This is a genomic window from Streptomyces sp. SID8352 (assembly GCF_009862265.1).
Taxonomy (GTDB): domain Bacteria; phylum Actinomycetota; class Actinomycetes; order Streptomycetales; family Streptomycetaceae; genus Streptomyces.
Map to the genome: position 1 here is coordinate 17,365 of NZ_WWGX01000011.1, position 17,327 is coordinate 34,691.

The following is a 17,327-nucleotide window of genomic DNA, read 5'->3' on the forward strand; positions in this document are numbered from 1 at the left end:
CGGCTCAGCCCGCCTTCCGGGTGCGTCCGCCGCCCGCCGCCGACGACGTGCGGCCGGTGGCGCGACCGGTGGACCGGCTGCCGGAGGCGGTCTTCTTCGCCGGGGTGGCACGGGTGCCGGTGGACCGGGCGGGGGCGGTACGGGCGGCGGTGGCGCGCTTGGCGGCGCCCTTGGCCGGGGTGGTCCGCGAGGCGGTCTTGCGCGCGGTCGTCTTCGGGGCGGTGTTCTTCCGGGCGGTCGTCTTCCGGGCGGCACCCTCGTGCGCGGCGCTCTCCCCCGCGGCGCCCGCGGCGGCGGCCGTTTCGGCAGCCGAAGTCCCCTTACCCGCGCCTCTCTTCGACGCCGCGCCCTTCTCCTCCGCGCTCGGGGGCGCCGTACTCCCGGACGCGGCGTCCGCCGCGCCCGCCGCCCTCGCTCCGGCCGAACGCCTCGTGGCGGCGCGCTTCGTGGCCCGCCCGGTCCCCTTCGCCGCGCGCCCCGCGCCGTCCTCCGCGCCGCCCGTCCGCCGGCCGGCGGCCGCGCCGTCGTCCGCCCCGTCGGCTTCCCGGCCCCGGCGGGACTGGGTCAGCCAGGCCACCGCCGCCCCGGTGACCGCCACCGGCCACTCCACCACCCCGGCGACCCCCAGCACCCCGGCCCCGGTGTACACGACCACCCGGCGGGCGCGCGGGGACACGGCGCCGACCCGGTCCAGCGCCGCCTCGGCGGCCCTGCCGACGGTGCCCGCGCCGGGCACCTTCCCCAGCACCGACGCCGCCGCGTGCCACGGTCGCGGGAGCGTCCGCGCCGACTTCTGCTCAGCCATGACTGTCCGTCCTCGCCCTGTCCGACCGGGGGCACCTGCTGGAGACCCGGAACCTCACTCTCCGCATTGCCCCGGGGTCCCGCACTTCGGAGGGTCGCCCGGTGGCCTCTCCCCGCGTGCGGCGGTGGTGGCCGGGACGGCTCCGCAGGTTCCCGGCGGGGCGGTCCGGAGGCGGTACGGAGGGCCGTCCGCACCCCGAACAGTGGCCGAATCCGCAGGTCGGAGCGGTCGGGCGGGGAACCCGGCGGACGCGGCGGCGCGACCGGCCGGGGTGCGGGGGACCGTCCGGCGGCCGACGGGCCGGACTGCTCCGGTCGGGCGACACGGGGGCCCGGCCCGGCACGGCCGCCCGGACCCCCGGCCCCCGGCGGTGATTCCTGAGACTCTTGACGAATGGTCTGGACCAGAGCATTGTCATGGCTGCGCCATGTCATGCCCGCGCCGCCCCCACCTTCCCCCCACAGGAGGCACCCGCATGTTCCGTCGCAGACTCCGCCTGTTCGCCGCCGCGTTGGCGGCCGCCGTCATCACCCCCCTGGCGATCACCTCCGCGTCCGCAGCCCCCGCCGCCCCCACGGCTCCGGGCTCCGCCGCCGCGGCGGACACCTGCGCGGTGAAGTCGAAGCCCGCCGGGAAGGTCCTCCAGGGCTACTGGGAGAACTGGGACGGCGCCAAGAACGGCGTCCACCCGCCCTTCGGCTGGACCCCGATCAACGACTCCCGCTTCCTGCAGCACGGCTACAACGTGGTCAACGCCGCGTTCCCGGTGATCCTCTCCGACGGCACCGCGCTGTGGGAGGACGGGATGGACCAGAACGTCAAGGTCGCCACCCCCGCCGAGATGTGCGCCGCGAAGGACGCCGGGCAGACCATCCTGCTCTCCATCGGCGGCGCCGCGGCTGGCATCGACCTCAACTCGACCGCCGTGGCGGACCGGTTCGTCGACACCATCGTGCCGATCCTGAAGAAGTACAACTTCGACGGCATCGACATCGACATCGAGACCGGCCTGGTGGCCGGCGGCAGCATCAGCACGCTGTCCTCCTCGCAGTCCAACCTGATCCGCATCATCGACGGCATCCTCGCGAAGATGCCCTCGAACTTCGGCCTCACCATGGCCCCCGAGACCGCCTACGTCACCGGCGGCAGCATCGTGTACGGCTCGATCTGGGGCGCCTACCTGCCCATCGTCAAGAAGTACGCGGACAACGGCCGTCTGTGGTGGCTGAACATGCAGTACTACAACGGCTCCATGTACGGCTGTTCCGGCGACTCCTACTCGGCCGGCACCGTCCAGGGCTTCACCGCGCAGACCGACTGCCTGAACAAGGGCCTGGTCATCCAGGGCACCACCATCAAGGTGCCCTACGACAAGCAGGTCCCCGGCCTGCCCGCCCAGGCCGGCGCCGGCGGCGGCTACATGAGCCCCTCCCTGGTCTCCCAGGCCTACAGCCGCTACGGCTCCAGCCTCAAGGGCCTGATGACCTGGTCGATGAACTGGGACGGCTCGCGGAACTGGACCTTCGGCGACAACGTCAAGGCCCTCCAGGGCCGCTGACCCCGGCCCCGCCACACGCCCCACCCGCGCCCACCGCCGCCCCGCCGGCCGGTGGGCGCGGCTTTCGGCGCGTCCGCCGCCCCCCATGGGCCCCTGGGCATGCCGCCGGGCTGCCGCGAACACCGCCGCGCGCGGCACCGGCCGGCGAGAACCGCACCCCGCCTCCTCACCCGGCACCGCCGGGCCAGGGGCGGTGAGGTCGGCGACGGCCCGGTCGCAGAAGCGGTGGCCCTCGGCTCCGCTCCCTGCGGACAGCTTCCGCCACGCCCTCCCGGGCGACGTTCCGCGCGCAACTTCCCGACTTCCGCGGTGACTTCGGGCGGGCGACAGCAGCCCGAGCACCAACCGCCCGACCCGACTCCGGGGTTCGACCCGTGGGAACCGGCCCGCGATCCGGGCCATCAGCCCTTCCAACCCCTCCTGTCGGCGGCCGGGGTCTACGCTGTGACCTACGGCCACCACCTGATCCTCAGTCTTCGCACACCGATGATCAACGGTGGCCGCGCCCGTCTCCACAGCGCGTCGGGGTCGCGCGGCGCCTGCCTGCCGTCATGCCTCTGGAGGACTCGTGCAACGTGGCGAAGTCTGGTGGGTCCAGTTCGACGAGCGGAGGCTGGTCGTACTGCTGTCGGGTGACGACCCGTCCGGGATCCGGGTGATGCAGGTCGTCGCTCCGGCGGGCTTCGACATCAGCGGTCTGGGCATCGAAGTGACGGTCGGCGCCGGTGAAGGACTGCCGTTCGAAGGCGTGCTGCGGCTCGCGCTCCCGCGTCCGGGCTTCACCCCGTGCACATGGCTGACCACTGTGTCCCGGGACGACCTGATGGAGCGGGCGGCCGTCCTGTCCTCAGTGAAGCTCAGCGAGATCGACGACGCCCTCCGGTTCGCCGGACAGGCGCGGGAGCGGACCCCGGCCACGACCGCGAAGCCCGGCGAGACGGGGGATGCCCTCCGCCCCGATGAAACCGGGTGGACGGAGAAGGAGCCGACGCCCGCGACGGTGTGGGCGTCCCGGACGGGATGACCGGCGCCGGTCACCTGCCGCCTCGGCGCCCCTCACCACCGGGATCACGGTCCCGGGCAACCGCGATCCGTTCCGTACCGCTCCACAACCTCGGCGTCCTCGTGGCGGTTCGGATCCGCCTGGTCCACATCGTTTCCGGGCTCCACGAGGTCATCAGCGGGGAGCGGCAGGACGGGCACCGCGCTCTCCCGCAGAACACGCGTTGCCGAACCCGACTGCCCCACCGGCCGAATCCGGTGCATGAGACTTCCGGGAAGGCCTCGAAACGGCAGCACGGAAAGCGGGCCCCGCTCGGTGTGCGAGCGGGGCCCCAGGGGTTGGTGGTGCGGAGGAGGAGGGTCAGCAGCCGATCAGGCGGGAGGCCAGGTAGCCCTCGATCTGGTCCAGCGACACGCGCTCCTGCTTCATCGAGTCGCGCTCGCGCACCGTCACCGCGTTGTCCTCAAGGGTGTCGAAGTCGACGGTGACGCAGTACGGCGTGCCGATCTCGTCCTGGCGGCGGTAGCGGCGGCCGATGGCACCGGCGTCGTCGAAGTCGATGTTCCAGTGCTGGCGCAGCGCCTGCGCGAGGCCCTTGGCCTTGGGCGACAGGTCCGCGTTGCGGGACAGCGGCAGCACCGCGACCTTCACCGGGGACAGCCGCGGGTCGAGGCGCAGCACGGTGCGCTTCTCCATCTTGCCCTTGGCGTTGGGCGCCTCGTCCTCGATGAAGGCGTCCAGCAGGAAGGCGAGCATCGCGCGCCCGACGCCGGCCGCCGGCTCGATGACGTACGGCGTCCAGCGCTCTCCGGCCTCCTGGTCGTAGTAGGAGAGGTCCTGGCCGGAGGCCTTGGCGTGCGAGGAGAGGTCGTAGTCGGTGCGGTTGGCGACGCCCTCCAGCTCACCCCACTCGCTGCCGCCGAACTGGAAGCGGTACTCGATGTCGGCGGTGCGCTTGGAGTAGTGGGAGAGCTTCTCCGCCGGGTGCTCGTACCAGCGCATGTTCTCCTCGCGCAGGCCCAGGCCGGTGTACCAGTTCCAGCGCTGCTCCATCCAGTACTCCTGCCACTTCTCGTCCTCGCCCGGCTTGACGAAGAACTCCATCTCCATCTGCTCGAACTCGCGGGTGCGGAAGATGAAGTTGCCGGGCGTGATCTCGTTGCGGAAGGACTTGCCCATCTGGGCGATGCCGAACGGCGGCTTGCGGCGCGAAGTGGTCTGCACCTGGGAGAAGTTGGTGAAGATGCCCTGCGCGGTCTCGGGCCGCAGGTAGGCGACGGAGCCGGTGTCCTGGGTCGGGCCGAGGTGGGTGGAGAGCAGCCCGGAGAACTGCTTGGGCTCGGTGAACTGGCCCTTGTTGCCGCAGTTGGGGCAGTTGATGTCGGCCAGGCCGTTCTCGGGGGCGCGGCCCTTCTTCTCCTCGTACGCCTCCTCCAGGTGGTCCGCGCGGAACCTCTTGTGGCAGGCGGTGCATTCGGTCAGCGGGTCGGAGAAGGTGGCGACGTGACCGGACGCCACCCACACCTCGGGGGCGAGGATCACGGACGAGTCGATACCCACCACGTCCTCGCGGGAGGTGACCATGTAGCGCCACCACTGGCGCTTGAGGTTCTCCTTGAGCTCGACACCCAGCGGACCGTAGTCCCAGGCGGCACGCTGGCCGCCGTAGATCTCACTACAGGGGAAAACGAAGCCACGGCGCTTGCTCAGGCTGACGATGGTGTCGATCTTGTCGGCGGCCACGGTGCTCTCTTCATTACGACGACGGGCGACGAAGCGAGATTGCTTCCAGCGAATGCCCCAGGTTACCGGCGTGGGACACCCCCCGGCCAAATCGGGGGCCCCGCCGGGGTCCCGGCACACCCCGGCACCGTCGCGGCACCGCTCCGGACCGCCTCCGGGACCGCCTCCGGACCGCTCCGGACCGCCTCCCCGGCCACCCTCCCGAGGGACCCGCCCGGGACGCTTGTTGACAACGGTTTCCAAAATCATTGAAAATGACTGTCATGAACATACGACGACGCCGCATATCCGGCATAGCAGTCGCCGTGGCCGCAGCACTCGGCCTCGGCACCCTCTCCGCCTGCGCCGGCGACGACACCGGGACGGGCGGTACGGACAGGTTCGACGTCGTCGCGTCGTTCTACCCCATGGCCTTCCTCGCGGAGCGCATAGGCGGTGAGCACGTCAACGTCACCAGCCTCACCCAGCCCGGCCAGGAGCCGCACGACCTGGAGGTCAGCGCCAGGCAGCGGGCCCGGCTGGAGGACGCCGACGCCGCGCTCCACATCAAGGGCCTGCAGCCCGCCGTCGACGAGGCGATATCCCAGTCCGGCATCGCCACGAAGATCGACGCCGGCTCCCTGACCACCCTCGTGGACGCCCACCACGACGACGACCACGGTGACGAGGGCCACGGTGACGAGGACCACGACGGCCACGACGGCCACGACGGCCACGACCACGGCGGCACGGACCCCCACCTCTGGCTCGACCCGGTCCGCTACGCCGAGGTCGCCGAGGGCGTCGGCCGGGCCTTCGAGAAGGCCGACCCCGGCCACGCCGCCGACTACCGGAAGAACACCGCCGCCCTGGTGAAGCGGCTCGGCGAGCTGGACACCCGCTTCGAGACCGGCCTGCGGAACACCAGGACCAAGGTCTTCATCACCACCCACGCCGCCTTCGGCTACCTCGCCGAGCGCTACGGACTGACCGAGCGGGCCATCAGCGGGCTCAGCCCCGAGGCCGAGCCCAGCGCCGCCCGCGTCCGCGACCTCCAGCGGACCGCGAAGGCCGAAGGCGTCACCACCGTCTTCCACGAGACGCTGGTCAGCGACCGGACCGCGCGGACCGTCGCCCGGGACGCCGGGCTGCGCACCGACGTCCTCGACCCCATAGAGGGGATCACCGAGCACTCCCGCGGCGACGACTACCTCCAGGTGATGGAGTCCAACCTCACCGCGCTCCAGAAGGCCCTGGGCGCGGCATGACCACACCGCGCGACGACTCCGCCACACATCCCGACGACCGGGGAGCGGTCATGAACGAACCCGTCATCGCCCTGCGCGGCGCCCGCGCCGACCGGGGCTCCCGTCCCGTGCTGCGCGGCGTCGACCTGACCGTGCGGCGCGGCGAGGTCGTCGCCCTGCTCGGCGCCAACGGCTCCGGCAAGTCCACCGCGGTGCGCGCCCTCATCGGCCAACTCCCCCTCACCGACGGCACGGTCGAGCTGTTCGGCACGCCCCTGCGGCGCTTCCGCGACTGGGCCCGCGTCGGCTACGTCCCCCAGCGCACCACCGCCGCGGGCGGCGTCCCGGCGACGGTGAGCGAGGTGGTCTCCTCCGGCCGCCTCTCCCGCACCCGCTTCGGGCTGTTCCGCCGGGCCGACCGCGAGGCCGTCCGCCGGGCCCTGGAGCTGGTCGGCATGGCGGACCGCGCCGGGGACCCGGTGGACGCCCTGTCCGGGGGCCAGCACCAGCGGGTGCTGATCGCCCGCGCCCTCGCCGCCGGACCCGAACTGCTGATCATGGACGAGCCGATGGCGGGCGTCGACCTGGCCAGCCAGGAGGTACTGGCGGCCACGCTGCGCCGGCAGGTCGCCGCGGGCGCCACCGTCCTGCTGGTCCTGCACGAACTGGGCCCCCTGGAGCCGCTGATCGACCGCGCGGTGGTGCTCCGCGACGGCTGCGTCCTGCACGACGGCCCGCCCCCGAAGGCCGTGGGCCAGCACGCGCTGCCGGGCCACGACCACGTGCACCCGCACGCCCCGGAGGGCGCCGAACCCCTCCACACCGGACTGCTGAGCTGACGAGGCCCCCATGGAAATCCTGAACTACGCCTTCATGCAGCGGGCGCTGCTCGCCGCCGTCCTGGTCGGCATCACCGCCCCGGCCGTCGGCATCTACCTGGTCCAGCGCCGCCAGGCCCTGATGGGCGACGGCATCGGCCACGTGGCGATGACCGGGGTCGGCCTCGGCTTCCTGCTCTCCTGGTCCCCGGTGTGGATGGCGGCCCTGGTCTCCGTCCTCGGCGCCGTCCTGATGGAGCTGATCCGCTGGTACGGCCGCACCCGCGGCGACATCGCCCTCGCGATGCTCTTCTACGGCGGCATGGCCGGCGGCGTGATGTTCATCAACCTCGCCCCGACCGGCTCCAACGCCAGCCTCACCTCCTACCTGTTCGGCTCCCTGTCCACGGTGTCCGAGTCCGACGTCACGGCGATCTGCCTGCTGGCCGCCTTCGTGGTGCTGGTCACCGTCGGACTGCGCCGCCAGCTCTTCGCGGTCAGCCAGGACGAGGAGTTCGCCCGGGTCACGGGGCTGCCGGTGCGGGCGCTGAACCTGCTCACGGCGGTCACCGCCGCCATGACGGTGACGGTGGCCATGCGCGTGGTGGGGCTGCTGCTGGTCTCCGCGCTGATGGTGGTGCCGGTGGCCGCCGCGCAGCAGCTCGGCCGCAGCTTCGCGGCCACCTTCGCGGTCGCCGTCGCGATCGGGGTCGCGGTGGCCCTCGGCGGCACCGTCACCTCGTACTACCAGGACGTGCCGCCCGGCGCGACGATCGTGCTGCTGACCATCGGCGCCTTCCTCGTGCTCACCGCGCTGGCCGCGCCGCTGGCCCGGCGGCGCGCGCGGGCCGCCGCCGCGGCCGGGCCCGCCGCCGACCCCGCGGAGTGCGCGATCCCGGCGGGCCGGGCACCCTCGGACGGGGCCGGGGTCCCGGCCGCCGGGGCCCCGGCGCGGACGGCCCCGGGGGGCGACCCGGCCGGCGGGCCCTGACTCCGGCGGGCCCGGCTGGCACAATGGGCCAGCCAAGCCACAGACTGAGGAGGAATCCGGTGACGACCGCTGGACCGCCCGTGAGGGGCCGCGCCACCAGGCAGCGGGCCGCTGTGTCGGCAGCACTCCAGGAGGCCGAGGAGTTCCGCAGCGCCCAAGAGCTGCACGACATGCTCAAGCACAAGGGCGACTCCGTCGGGCTCACCACGGTCTACCGCACCCTGCAGTCCCTCGCCGACGCCGGTGAGGTGGACGTCCTGCGCACCGCCGACGGCGAGGCCGTCTACCGCCGGTGCTCCACCGGCGACCACCACCACCATCTGGTGTGCCGCACCTGCGGCAAGGCCGTCGAGGTGGAGGGGCCGGCGGTGGAGAAGTGGGCCGAGAGCGTGGCCGCCGACCACGGCTACGTCAACGTGGCGCACACCCTGGAGATCTTCGGCACCTGCGCGGACTGCGCGAAGGCCGGCGACTGACGGCAGGCCCGGGACGGCCGGGATACGGAACGGACGACGGGCCGGGGCACCAGGGGTGTCCCGGCCCGTCCGCGCGATCCGGCCCGACCGGGCCGTCCGGCCCGACCGGGCCGTCCGTCCGCGCGGCCCGGCGGGCAGCGGGCGCGCCCTATTCGGTGCGGCCCTCCATCGCGAGCAGCTCCTCGTTGGGGATCGCCCCGCCGAACCGCCGGTCCCGGGAGGCGAACTCCAGGCAGGCCCGCCACAGGTCGCGCCGGTCGAAGTCCGGCCACAGCACGTCCTGGAACACCATCTCGGCGTAGGCGCTCTGCCACAGCAGGTAGTTGGAGGTGCGCTGCTCGCCGCTCGGCCGCAGGAACAGGTCCACGTCCGGCATGTCCGGGTAGTAGAGGTACTTGGCGAGGGTCTTCTCGCTGACCTTCGCCGGGTCGAGCCGCCCGGCCCGCACCTCCTCGGCGATGGCCTTCGCCGCGTCCGCGATCTCCGCCCGGCCGCCGTAGTTCATGCAGAAGTACAGCGTCAGCAGGTCGTTGTCCCGGGTCTGCTCCTGCGCGACCTGGAGCTCCTTGGCGACCGACTTCCACAGCCGCGGCATCCGCCCCACCCAGCGCACCCGCACGCCCAGTTCGTCCAGGGTGTCGCGGGACTTGCGGATGAAGTCGCGGTTGAAGTTCATCAGGAAGCGGACCTCCTCCGGGGAGCGCTTCCAGTTCTCGGTGGAGAAGGCGTACAGGGAGATGTTGCGCACACCGATCTCGATGGCGCCCTGGAGCACGTCCACCACCCGCTCGGCGCCGACCTTGTGCCCCTCGGTCCGGGGCAGCCCGCGCTCCTTGGCCCAGCGGCCGTTCCCGTCCATGACGATCGCCACGTGCTGCGGCACCAGCTCACCGAGGCCCGGGGGCCGCGCGCCGGACGGGTGGGGTTCGGGTGCCCGGTACTCGCGGCGCTGCCGCCCCAGAATCCCGCGTACGGACATGTGTCTCTCGTCTCCTCGGTGTCTTCCCGGTCTACTTCTCGACGTAGCGCAGCGAGCGCAGACCGCGTTCCAGGTGCCAGTGCAGATACGCGGACACCAGTCCGCTCCCCTCCCGCACGTACCGCGGCTCGCACGCGTCGGCCGTCGCCCAGTCCCCCGTGAGCAGCGCCCCGAGCAGGATCAGGGCCTGCGGCGAGGGTACGACGCTGCCGGGCACCCGGCAGTCGGCGCACACGGAGCCGCCGGAGCCGACCGAGAAGAACCGGTTGGGGCCGGGCAGTCCGCACCGGGCGCAGTCCCCGAAGGTCGGCGCGTAGCCGTTCACCGCGAGCGAGCGCAGCAGGAACGCGTCCAGCACCAGGCCCGGCGCGTGCTCGCCCCGGGCCAGCGTCCGCAGCGCGCCCACCAGCAGCAGGTACTGCTGCACCGCCGGTTCGCCCTCGTGGTCGGTGAACCGCTCGGCGGTCTCCAGCATGGCGGTGCCCGCGGTGTAGCGGGTGTAGTCCGTCGCGATGGTCCCGCCGTACGGCGCGATGGTCTCGCTCTGCGTGCACAGCGGCAGCCCGCGCCCGACCAGTTCGCTCCCCCGCGCGAAGAACTGCACGTCCACATGGGAGAAGGGCTCCAGCCGCGCACCGAACTTGGACTTGGTGCGGCGCACTCCCCGGGCCACGGCGCGCACGCGTCCGTGACCGCGGGTGAGCAGGGTGATGATCCGGTCCGCCTCACCCAGCTTCTGGGTGCGCAGCACGATGCCGTCGTCGCGGAACAGACTCATGGCGTCCATTCTCGCGCATGGCTCAGAGCACCTCGCCCCGGCTGCGGGCGTTGGCGTGCGCCGTGGCCGCCCTCAGCCGCTCGGACTGGGTGGCGTAGCGCACGTACCCGGGCACGGCGTCCCACTCCCGGCCGCCGCCGTAGGGGCGGAGCTGCACGTAGGGGCCCTGCCGTCCCATGACGACGCCGACCCGTCCGATGCGGGTGTCGACGGCGTGCGCGCCGACGGGCGGCATCACCTCGGCACCGCCGCGGGCCGCCGCGCGGCGGTGCCGGAGCGGCGGACCGGCTCCACGGGCGGGCGGGGCGCCTCCCCCGCCGGGGTGACCGGGCCGGGTCCGGGCGAGGGCGGGGTGACTCCCGCCGCCGCGAGCAGCTCGCGCAATTCCCTCACGATGTCCTCCGCTTCCTCGACACGGGCCGTCGCGTGCCGTACCTCCACGGTGCTCCCCATTCTCACCCGCGTTCACCCTTCGTGTCGCCGTGGTGGCGCAGCGTGTCCGCACCCGGAAGGGGCCGGCGCCGCAAGTACCGATCGGTACGAGGGGGTTGGTCATGGCCAACGGTTCGCGGCAGGCGACGCGGAAGCGTCCCGGAGCGAGGGCCGAACCGGTGCCGGGAGGACGCCGCCGCCATCCGGGCGGAGCCGGGCGTACCGGTCCTCGTCCCCGGGAGAGCCGGGCAACGCCCCTCGGCGCGGGAGCACTTGCGCGGCGGTGGGGACCCGGCGGCGAGGCCCGTGCCGAGGGGCGTCGGCGCGTTCCCCGGCGCCGCCGTCCCGCCGGGCGGCGGCGTGCCCGGCGGGGACACGGGCGGTCTATCGCGCGGCGGAGGCCGCCCGGTGCCGCTCGACGGCCAGGTCGACGTCCTCCTCCAGCAGATCGGTGTTGAGGGCGAAGGCGGCGGCGGATCCCATGCCGGCGGACGTGACGACCTGGGCGCGCGGGTCGACGACGTTGCCCGCCGCCCAGACCCCGGCGACGTCGGTGCGGCCGGTGCGGTCGGTGGCGATCCAGCCGTCGTCGCCCCGGGCGCAGCCCAGCCCGGTCAGCAGGTCGTCGTGCGGCACCGGGCGGGGGAAGACGAAGGCGGCGGTGCGCGGGACGACCCGGCCGTCGCGGAGTTCGACACCGCGCAGCCGGTCGCCGTCGACCACGAGCCGGGTGACCTCGCCCTCCGCGAGCCGCAGGCCGCGCGCCGCCAGCCGCTCCCGGTCCTGCGCGGTCAGGTCCAGGGTGTGCGGGAAGAGGACGACGTCGTCGCTCCACTGCCGCAGCAGCAGGGCCTGGTGCACCGCTCCCGGGTGGGTGCCGAGGACGGCCAGGGGCTGGTCGCGGACCTCGTGGGCGTGGCAGTAGGGGCAGTGCAGCAGGTCCCTGCCCCACCGCTCGCGCACCCCGGGGATGGCGGGCAGCTCGTCGCGCAGCCCGGTCGCGACCAGCAGGCGGCGGGCCCCGAGGACCACCCCGCCCGCCAGCCGGACGAGGAAGCCGGGGTCGATCCGCTCCACCCGCCCCCGGACGAACCGGACGCCGTAGCGCTCGGCCTCGGCCCGCCCGAGGTCGAGCAGGGCCGCCGGGGGCAGCCCGTCGCGGGAGAGGAAGCCGTGCATGTGGGCGGCGGGGGCGTTGCGCGGCTCACCGGCGTCGACCACCATCACCCGGCGGCGGGCGCGGCCCAGGAGCAGGGCGGCGCTCAGTCCGGCCGCTCCGGCGCCGACCACCACCACGTCGTGGGTCCCGTCCCGGTCGCCGCGCGGGGCCGTGCCGTTCGGGTCGTGCTTCGTATCGTTCATGGGGACAACCTCCTGCCCGCGATGGTGCGCGCCGGGTACCGGGGCAACAACTCCTGTTGCCGTTTCCGCAACGGAGGCGGTGGAATGGGGGCATGGACGAGCAGTCGCAGATCGCCGCCGCGCTGGCCGGGGTCGGCCCCCGGCTCCGCCGCATCCGCACCGGGCGGGGGGTGACCCTGGGCGCGCTGGCCGAGGCGACGGGCATCTCCAAGAGCACCCTGTCGAGGCTGGAGTCGGGCCTGCGCCGCCCCAGCCTGGAGCTGCTGCTGCCGCTCGCCCAGGCCCATCAGGTGCCGCTGGACGAGCTGGTCGGGGCGCCCGAGGTGGGCGACCCCCGGGTGCGCCCGAGGCCCCGGGTCCGCAACGGACGGACGGTGATCCCGCTGTCGCACCGGCCCGGCGGGCTCCAGGCGTGGAAGTCGGTCATCCCCCCGGAGCAGGACCGGCCCGAGCCGGTCACCCACGAGGGGTACGAATGGCTGTACGTCCTGTCCGGGCGCCTGCGGCTGGTCCTGGCCGACCACGATCTGGTCCTGGGGCCGGGTGAGGCCGCCGAGTTCGACACCCGCCTGCCGCACTGGTTCGGCCCCGCCGACGGGTCCCCCGTGGAGATCCTCAACCTGTTCGGCCCGCAGGGGGAACGCGTGCACGTCCGGGCCGGGCCCGGCACCCGCCGGGGGCGGCCCCCGTCCGCCGGATAGGCCGGGCGGACGGGGACGCGGCGGGACGGGACGGGACCGCGCCGGGGCGATGGCGGCGGCGGGCATGCCGGCGCGCCGGGGTCGGAGCCGCGGTGGCGGCGACGGACCGCGCGGACCCGCGCGGCCCGCGGGCCGTCTCAGCCGTGGTCCACCATCCAGTTGCCGTCCTGCTCCGCGTCGACCCGGACCTCCAGTTCGCGCAGGCCCATCCCGGCGTCCCACAGCTCCCGGAAGCGCTTCATCCGGCCCTGCACGTGGTCCTGGCGGGCGAGCAGCCGCGTGCGGACGTTCACGTCGCGCAGGTCCTGCTCGATCTCGAAGGAGACCTGCTCGTCGAAGACGATGAAGTCGTCGGTGGTGCCGCGCTGGAGGTTCGGCGGCAGCTCCGGCAGGACGGCCACGCGGATCTCGATGCGCAGCAGCTCCTGCTCCTCGCAGAGCCGCAGCAGCCGGTCGTCCAGGTCGGCGGCTCCCCCCAGCAGGAACAGGCGGCGCACCGGCACGTCCTGCTCCTCGATGGCCCGCTGCTGGGCCTGGAGGTAGCGCCCGGCGGGCTCGCTGCTCCAGAACTCCCGGTCCACGGAGGTGCTGATGGCGCTGATCGAGTGCTCGGCGGCCCGGGTGAGGGTGAGCATCCAGTCGTGGTTCTCGCCCGCGCACTCGGCGCTCAGACCGGTGAGGTCGGCCATGTGACCGAGGACCCGCTTCATCTCCAGCCGGACGAAGGAGTGGAGGATAGCGGGGCCGGGCGCCAGCACCTCCGCGAAGTTCTTGGCCAGTTCGGGCACCCCGTCGGCGCGGGCCCGGTCCAGCCGCGGATAGGGCTGGGGCGCCCGCCGCTGCTCGACCAGCGCCCGCTTGACCTCCTCGGTGTGGCGGCCCAGCGCGCCGCGCAGATGCTCCTCCTGCTGGTGCAGGGCGCCGCGGAGGTCCTCCTCCTGCCGGTGCAGGCCGTCGCGGACGGTGGCGCCCTGTCCGGCCAGGGCGTTCTCCACCCGGCGGATGTGCTCGGCCGCCGCCCGGTCGCGGGCGCGGGCGCGCGGGTCCAGGTCCAGGAGGTACTGGGCGAGCAGCGCCACGACGGCGCACAGCACGGCGGCCACGATCCGCCGCACTCCCCCGGAGTCCGGGGCGAGCAGCGCCATGACGCCCCAGGCACCGCCCCCGACGACCGCTCCGAGCGCCGCGGGTGGCCCCCAGCGGACGACGGCGGGCGCGCCACGGGCGGCGCCCCGCCATGCCCGGAACCGTCCGGGTCCTTCCGGTGTACGGCCTGCCTCGTCGGGCCGCGGTGACTGTGCCGTGCTCATCTCGCTGCTCCCCCCGTCGGGACGCGCTCGGATCGGGCGTGGTGCGGTGATGTGCGGGGACGGTGGTGCGGAAGGCGGTGCGGTCGGGTGGTGAGGGTCGTGCGGTGGCGGGTCGTACGGTGCCGGACGGCGGGGTGCCGGACGGCGGGGCGGCGGACGGGTGCACGGCGTTCCCTCGTGCCGGGCCGGTGCCGTCGCGGGGGCGGCTCCGGTCCCGCACGCCGTACGGCGGTGGCGGCGCGGCGCCGGGTCAGGGTGCCGGTTCCACCTCCCGGGCCGGTTGGGGGACGGCGTACAGGGCCAGTTGGTCGCGAATGCGCTGGACGAGGGTCCGCCACTGGCGGGTGAACCCCGGCCGGGTCTCCAGGGGCTCCCACAACGGCGTCAGGTACGCCGGGACCCGGGCCCCGGGCATCCAGAGGTGCAGCAGGTGGTCGACGGCGGGGCGGACCGCGCGGACGACCGCGGGGCCGTCCTGGGCCGTCCCGGCGCCGAAGCGGATGCCGTCGAGCATCCGGACCAGGGTGGTCAGCAGCCAGTCGTGCAGGGCGAGGTCGTCGCAGAGGTCCGCGAGGTCGGCGCCGGGGGTGCCCTCGGGCACCCGCAGCCGCAGGGTGCGCAGCTCGTCCTCGGCGAGGGTGAGCCGCTCCAGCGAGGGCCCCTCCCCGGGGGCGGTGGGCAGCGCCACCCAGCGCAGCCGGGTGGGGCGGGACTTCAGCGGCGGCCGGTGGTCCAGCAGCGGGTGGCGCAGCAGCCGGGTGAGCAGCCCGTCCGCTATCAGCCCCGCGTCGAGATCGCCCCGGCGCCCGCCGCCGAGGACCCCGGCGGCCACCGCGTCGCGGGGCAGCCGGCCGAGGGGCTCGACCAGACCGGGCCGCACCAGGTACTCGCCCCAGGGGCGCCGCTGGTCGGGCCCGGAGGCGGGCAGCCGGAAGTACGCCGAACTCTGGAGCACCCGCCCCTCGGTGAGGGAGGCCCGCGCGGCGACGGTGCCGACGGCGCGGACGCGGGCTCCGGTGGCGCTGGGCAGCGGGCAGTCGACGCCGGTCAGGGTGCCGGGGGACCTGGCGTACAGGTTGGGGCGCTCGGAGAGCAGCACGCGTTCGTCGGCGCGCAGTCCGAGGAGCTGGGCGGCGGAGCGGATGTCGAGGGCCTGCCGGGCGGGCAGCAGACAGGTGCGGACCTCGCCGCAGGCGAGCACGGCGCGCGGTGTCCCCTCCCCCGGCGCCATGTCACCGGCCCGCGTAGAAGACGTAGGAGATCCGGTCGGCCACCGAGTCCGGCACGGCCGCGTCCCGCTCCTCCTGCCGGGAGCGCCCGGTGGCCTGCGCCAGCGCGGTGGCGTCCACCTCGATCTGGTCGAGGACGACGCGCACCGCGTGCTCGACGGGCAGGAACCGGTTGGGCAGCACCGAGCAGGTCCGGTACGCGGAGAAGGCGGCGGGCCGCTCGGTGAGCTGCACCAGGGCGGGCAGCTCGTCCCAGTCGGCGGGGAAGCCGTCACCGGTGTGCGGGCGGGGGACGAGGACCGCCTCGCCCTCGTGGCGCAGCAGTCCCAGCCGGGCGAGCTGCCAGACCGCGGCGAGGAACGGGCAGGACCAGGTGCGGCGTCCGTCGTCGTCCTCGCTCCACAGCTCGGCGTCCAGGAAGACGGAGTGGCGCCAGGCGGCCGTCTCGCGGGGCGGCTGCCAGGCGGCGGCCCGCTTCATCGCCTGCGGGGCGCGGGCGGCGGGGCCGCGCTCGCCGTTGGCCAGCCAGCCGGTCTCGACGGCCGGGGGGCGCAGCCCGTGGCTGCCGGGCGGCGGGGACTCGACGATCCGCCCGGCCACCGCCTCCGCGACGGGCACCGTGCCGGTGACGGCGCAGCCCGACTCGCGGGCGAGGTAGTCGACGGTCAGCCCGGCGCGTCCGGCCTCCGCCAGGAGCATGGGCACCACCTCGGCGGGGGTGGCGAAGCGGGTGAAGTAGTCGTCGATGAGGAAGCAGGTGCTGATCCGGGGCCGCTTCCCGCCCGCCCGCGCGGTGGCCGCGGCCCGTGCCGCCTCGGCCCAGGGCCGCACCTGGGCGAAGTGCCGCCGCAGCCGTTCGGGCCCGGCCTCGAAGTCCTCCATGTACAGGTGGCCCAGCTCCAGCGAGAGATGGGCGAGCGGCACCGCCGCCACCCGGGGCTCGGCCGCCGTCTCCCGGAAGCCGCCGTCCCCGTCCGCCGCCGGGTGTCCGCCGTCGCTCACGGCCGCCCCCAGTGCTCGTCGTCCGTGAGCCGCCGGGCGATCTCCTCCAGCGCCTCCAGGGTCTCCTTGTTGGCGATCTGGGTGGAGAGCACGTCCTCCTCGGTGATCAGTTGCTCGCGCCACTGGAGGGTGGGCTCCAGGGGCACGATGCCGAGGACGACGCTGTCCCCCACGCGCTGCTCGGCCGCCAGCCGGCGCAGCGCGTCGTCGCAGGCCTGCATCCAGGCGGACTGGGCGGGTGTGCCCTGGGCCCAGATGGGCGACTCGGGGTCGGGGACGGCGGCCCGCACGAAGCGGATCGCGGACCGCAGCGCGTCCTCGTCGTGGCCTCGTTCGACGCCGGAGGCGAGGAGTCCGTGGGCCTCGTGGACCAGCCCGGCGGCGGCGATGACGTGCTGGCGGGTCCAGCGGTGGAAGACCAGCCAGCGGAAGGGCACGTAACGCATCCGGGGGTGGGCGGTCGCGGCGAGGATCATGTCGACGGCGTAGCTGCGTCCGGCGCTGAGGTCGACCAGGACGATGTCGAACTCGCTGTGCAGCCGCAGCAGCAGGTCCACGCAGCGGTCCCGCACCTCCTCGCCGGTGGCGAACTCGCCGCCGCCCGCGTCGCCGGGGAACAGCACCAGGCGGCCCGCCCGGTTGGGCCGGGCGCGCAGTTGGGGGTGCTCGGTCCGCCGCCAGACGTCGACGCGGACCGGTTCCGCGGCGGTGCCCTCCAGGTAGGAGTGGAGCCCCTGCTCTCCGGTGCCGCGCAGGGCGTCCGGCACGTCGAAGACGGCGGCGGCGGTGGGCGAGCCGAAGTCGAAGTCCACGTAGGCGACGTGGTCCCCGGCCAGGGCGCGCTGGTAGGCCAGGTTGGCACTGGTGACCGAGCGGCCGGTGCCCCCCTTGTCCGAGGCGGCGAAGACGAGCAC

The 17,327-nt window shown here is 74.3% G+C and carries 17 protein-coding genes and 1 pseudogene; 7 read left to right on the top strand and 11 right to left on the bottom strand.

What is annotated here, in order from left to right; all coding sequences use genetic code 11:
- Nucleotides 1-4: 4 nt before the first annotated feature.
- Nucleotides 5-805, bottom strand: a complete 801-nt coding sequence (locus GTY84_RS34850; protein WP_202549087.1) for a hypothetical protein — start codon at nucleotides 803-805, stop codon at nucleotides 5-7.
- Nucleotides 806-1,280: 475 nt separating this feature from the next.
- On the opposite strand from GTY84_RS34850, the gene GTY84_RS03655 reads away from it, so the two are divergent.
- Nucleotides 1,281-2,363, top strand: a complete 1,083-nt coding sequence (locus tag GTY84_RS03655; RefSeq protein ID WP_161224625.1) for a chitinase — start codon at nucleotides 1,281-1,283, stop codon at nucleotides 2,361-2,363.
- 568 nt (nucleotides 2,364-2,931) lie between these two features.
- The gene (locus GTY84_RS03660; protein ID WP_161224626.1) at nucleotides 2,932-3,387 is read left to right on the top strand and encodes a type II toxin-antitoxin system PemK/MazF family toxin; all 456 of its coding nucleotides are present in this window, start codon (nucleotides 2,932-2,934) and stop codon (nucleotides 3,385-3,387) included.
- A gap of 339 nt (nucleotides 3,388-3,726) precedes the next feature.
- On the opposite strand, the gene GTY84_RS03665 is transcribed toward GTY84_RS03660, so the two are convergent.
- Nucleotides 3,727-5,109: a glycine--tRNA ligase gene (locus tag GTY84_RS03665; RefSeq protein ID WP_161224627.1), complete on the bottom strand. Its 1,383-nt coding sequence runs from the start codon at nucleotides 5,107-5,109 to the stop codon at nucleotides 3,727-3,729.
- Nucleotides 5,110-5,372: 263 nt separating this feature from the next.
- Between GTY84_RS03665 and GTY84_RS03670 the strand changes: the two genes are divergently transcribed.
- The 4 genes and pseudogenes from GTY84_RS03670 to GTY84_RS03685 all read left to right on the top strand — a co-directional run bounded on the left by GTY84_RS03670 (nucleotide 5,373) and on the right by GTY84_RS03685 (nucleotide 8,620).
- Nucleotides 5,373-6,356 carry a metal ABC transporter substrate-binding protein gene (locus tag GTY84_RS03670; protein WP_161224628.1) on the top strand — a complete coding sequence of 328 codons (984 nt, stop codon included), beginning with the start codon at nucleotides 5,373-5,375 and terminating at the stop codon, nucleotides 6,354-6,356.
- A gap of 50 nt (nucleotides 6,357-6,406) precedes the next feature.
- Complete coding sequence (locus tag GTY84_RS03675) at nucleotides 6,407-7,174, top strand: metal ABC transporter ATP-binding protein (protein WP_161224629.1); 768 nt, start codon at nucleotides 6,407-6,409, stop codon at nucleotides 7,172-7,174.
- A 10-nt stretch (nucleotides 7,175-7,184) separates the two neighbouring features.
- Nucleotides 7,185-8,054, top strand: a pseudogene (locus GTY84_RS03680) (metal ABC transporter permease); the annotation flags it as partial.
- A 149-nt stretch (nucleotides 8,055-8,203) separates the two neighbouring features.
- Nucleotides 8,204-8,620, top strand: a complete 417-nt coding sequence (locus GTY84_RS03685; protein WP_161224631.1) for a transcriptional repressor — start codon at nucleotides 8,204-8,206, stop codon at nucleotides 8,618-8,620.
- 148 nt (nucleotides 8,621-8,768) lie between these two features.
- Here the strand turns inward: GTY84_RS03685 and GTY84_RS03690 are convergent, their stop codons facing one another.
- The 5 genes from GTY84_RS03690 to GTY84_RS03710 form a co-directional block, all read right to left on the bottom strand.
- On the bottom strand, nucleotides 8,769-9,599 hold the full coding sequence (locus GTY84_RS03690; RefSeq protein WP_161224632.1) for an isoprenyl transferase: 831 nt from the start codon (nucleotides 9,597-9,599) through the stop codon (nucleotides 8,769-8,771).
- A 31-nt stretch (nucleotides 9,600-9,630) separates the two neighbouring features.
- Nucleotides 9,631-10,377 carry a DNA repair protein RecO gene (recO, locus tag GTY84_RS03695; protein ID WP_161224633.1) on the bottom strand — a complete coding sequence of 249 codons (747 nt, stop codon included), beginning with the start codon at nucleotides 10,375-10,377 and terminating at the stop codon, nucleotides 9,631-9,633.
- A 22-nt stretch (nucleotides 10,378-10,399) separates the two neighbouring features.
- Nucleotides 10,400-10,615 carry a hypothetical protein gene (locus GTY84_RS03700; protein ID WP_161224634.1) on the bottom strand — a complete coding sequence of 72 codons (216 nt, stop codon included), beginning with the start codon at nucleotides 10,613-10,615 and terminating at the stop codon, nucleotides 10,400-10,402.
- Nucleotides 10,612-10,830 carry a hypothetical protein gene (locus GTY84_RS03705; protein ID WP_202549101.1) on the bottom strand — a complete coding sequence of 73 codons (219 nt, stop codon included), beginning with the start codon at nucleotides 10,828-10,830 and terminating at the stop codon, nucleotides 10,612-10,614. The genes GTY84_RS03700 and GTY84_RS03705 overlap by 4 nt, the downstream gene beginning before the upstream one ends.
- 363 nt (nucleotides 10,831-11,193) lie before the next feature.
- Nucleotides 11,194-12,171, bottom strand: a complete 978-nt coding sequence (locus GTY84_RS03710) for an NAD(P)/FAD-dependent oxidoreductase (protein WP_161224635.1) — start codon at nucleotides 12,169-12,171, stop codon at nucleotides 11,194-11,196.
- Between the two features lie 92 nt (nucleotides 12,172-12,263).
- Between GTY84_RS03710 and GTY84_RS03715 the strand changes: the two genes are divergently transcribed.
- Entirely contained in the window at nucleotides 12,264-12,872 is a 609-nt protein-coding gene (locus GTY84_RS03715; protein ID WP_161224636.1) for an XRE family transcriptional regulator, read from the top strand.
- A gap of 137 nt (nucleotides 12,873-13,009) precedes the next feature.
- Here the strand turns inward: GTY84_RS03715 and GTY84_RS03720 are convergent, their stop codons facing one another.
- The 4 genes from GTY84_RS03720 to GTY84_RS03735 all read right to left on the bottom strand — a co-directional run bounded on the left by GTY84_RS03720 (nucleotide 13,010) and on the right by GTY84_RS03735 (nucleotide 17,327).
- On the bottom strand, nucleotides 13,010-14,182 hold the full coding sequence (locus tag GTY84_RS03720) for a hypothetical protein (protein ID WP_161224637.1): 1,173 nt from the start codon (nucleotides 14,180-14,182) through the stop codon (nucleotides 13,010-13,012).
- A 250-nt stretch (nucleotides 14,183-14,432) separates the two neighbouring features.
- On the bottom strand, nucleotides 14,433-15,413 hold the full coding sequence (locus tag GTY84_RS03725) for an SCO2521 family protein (protein ID WP_161224638.1): 981 nt from the start codon (nucleotides 15,411-15,413) through the stop codon (nucleotides 14,433-14,435).
- Between the two features lies 1 nt (nucleotide 15,414).
- On the bottom strand, nucleotides 15,415-16,413 hold the full coding sequence (locus GTY84_RS03730) for an SCO2522 family protein (RefSeq protein WP_161224639.1): 999 nt from the start codon (nucleotides 16,411-16,413) through the stop codon (nucleotides 15,415-15,417).
- Nucleotides 16,410-17,327: an SCO2523 family variant P-loop protein gene (locus tag GTY84_RS03735; protein ID WP_161224697.1), complete on the bottom strand. Its 918-nt coding sequence runs from the start codon at nucleotides 17,325-17,327 to the stop codon at nucleotides 16,410-16,412. Before GTY84_RS03735 ends, GTY84_RS03730 begins: the two co-directional genes overlap by 4 nt.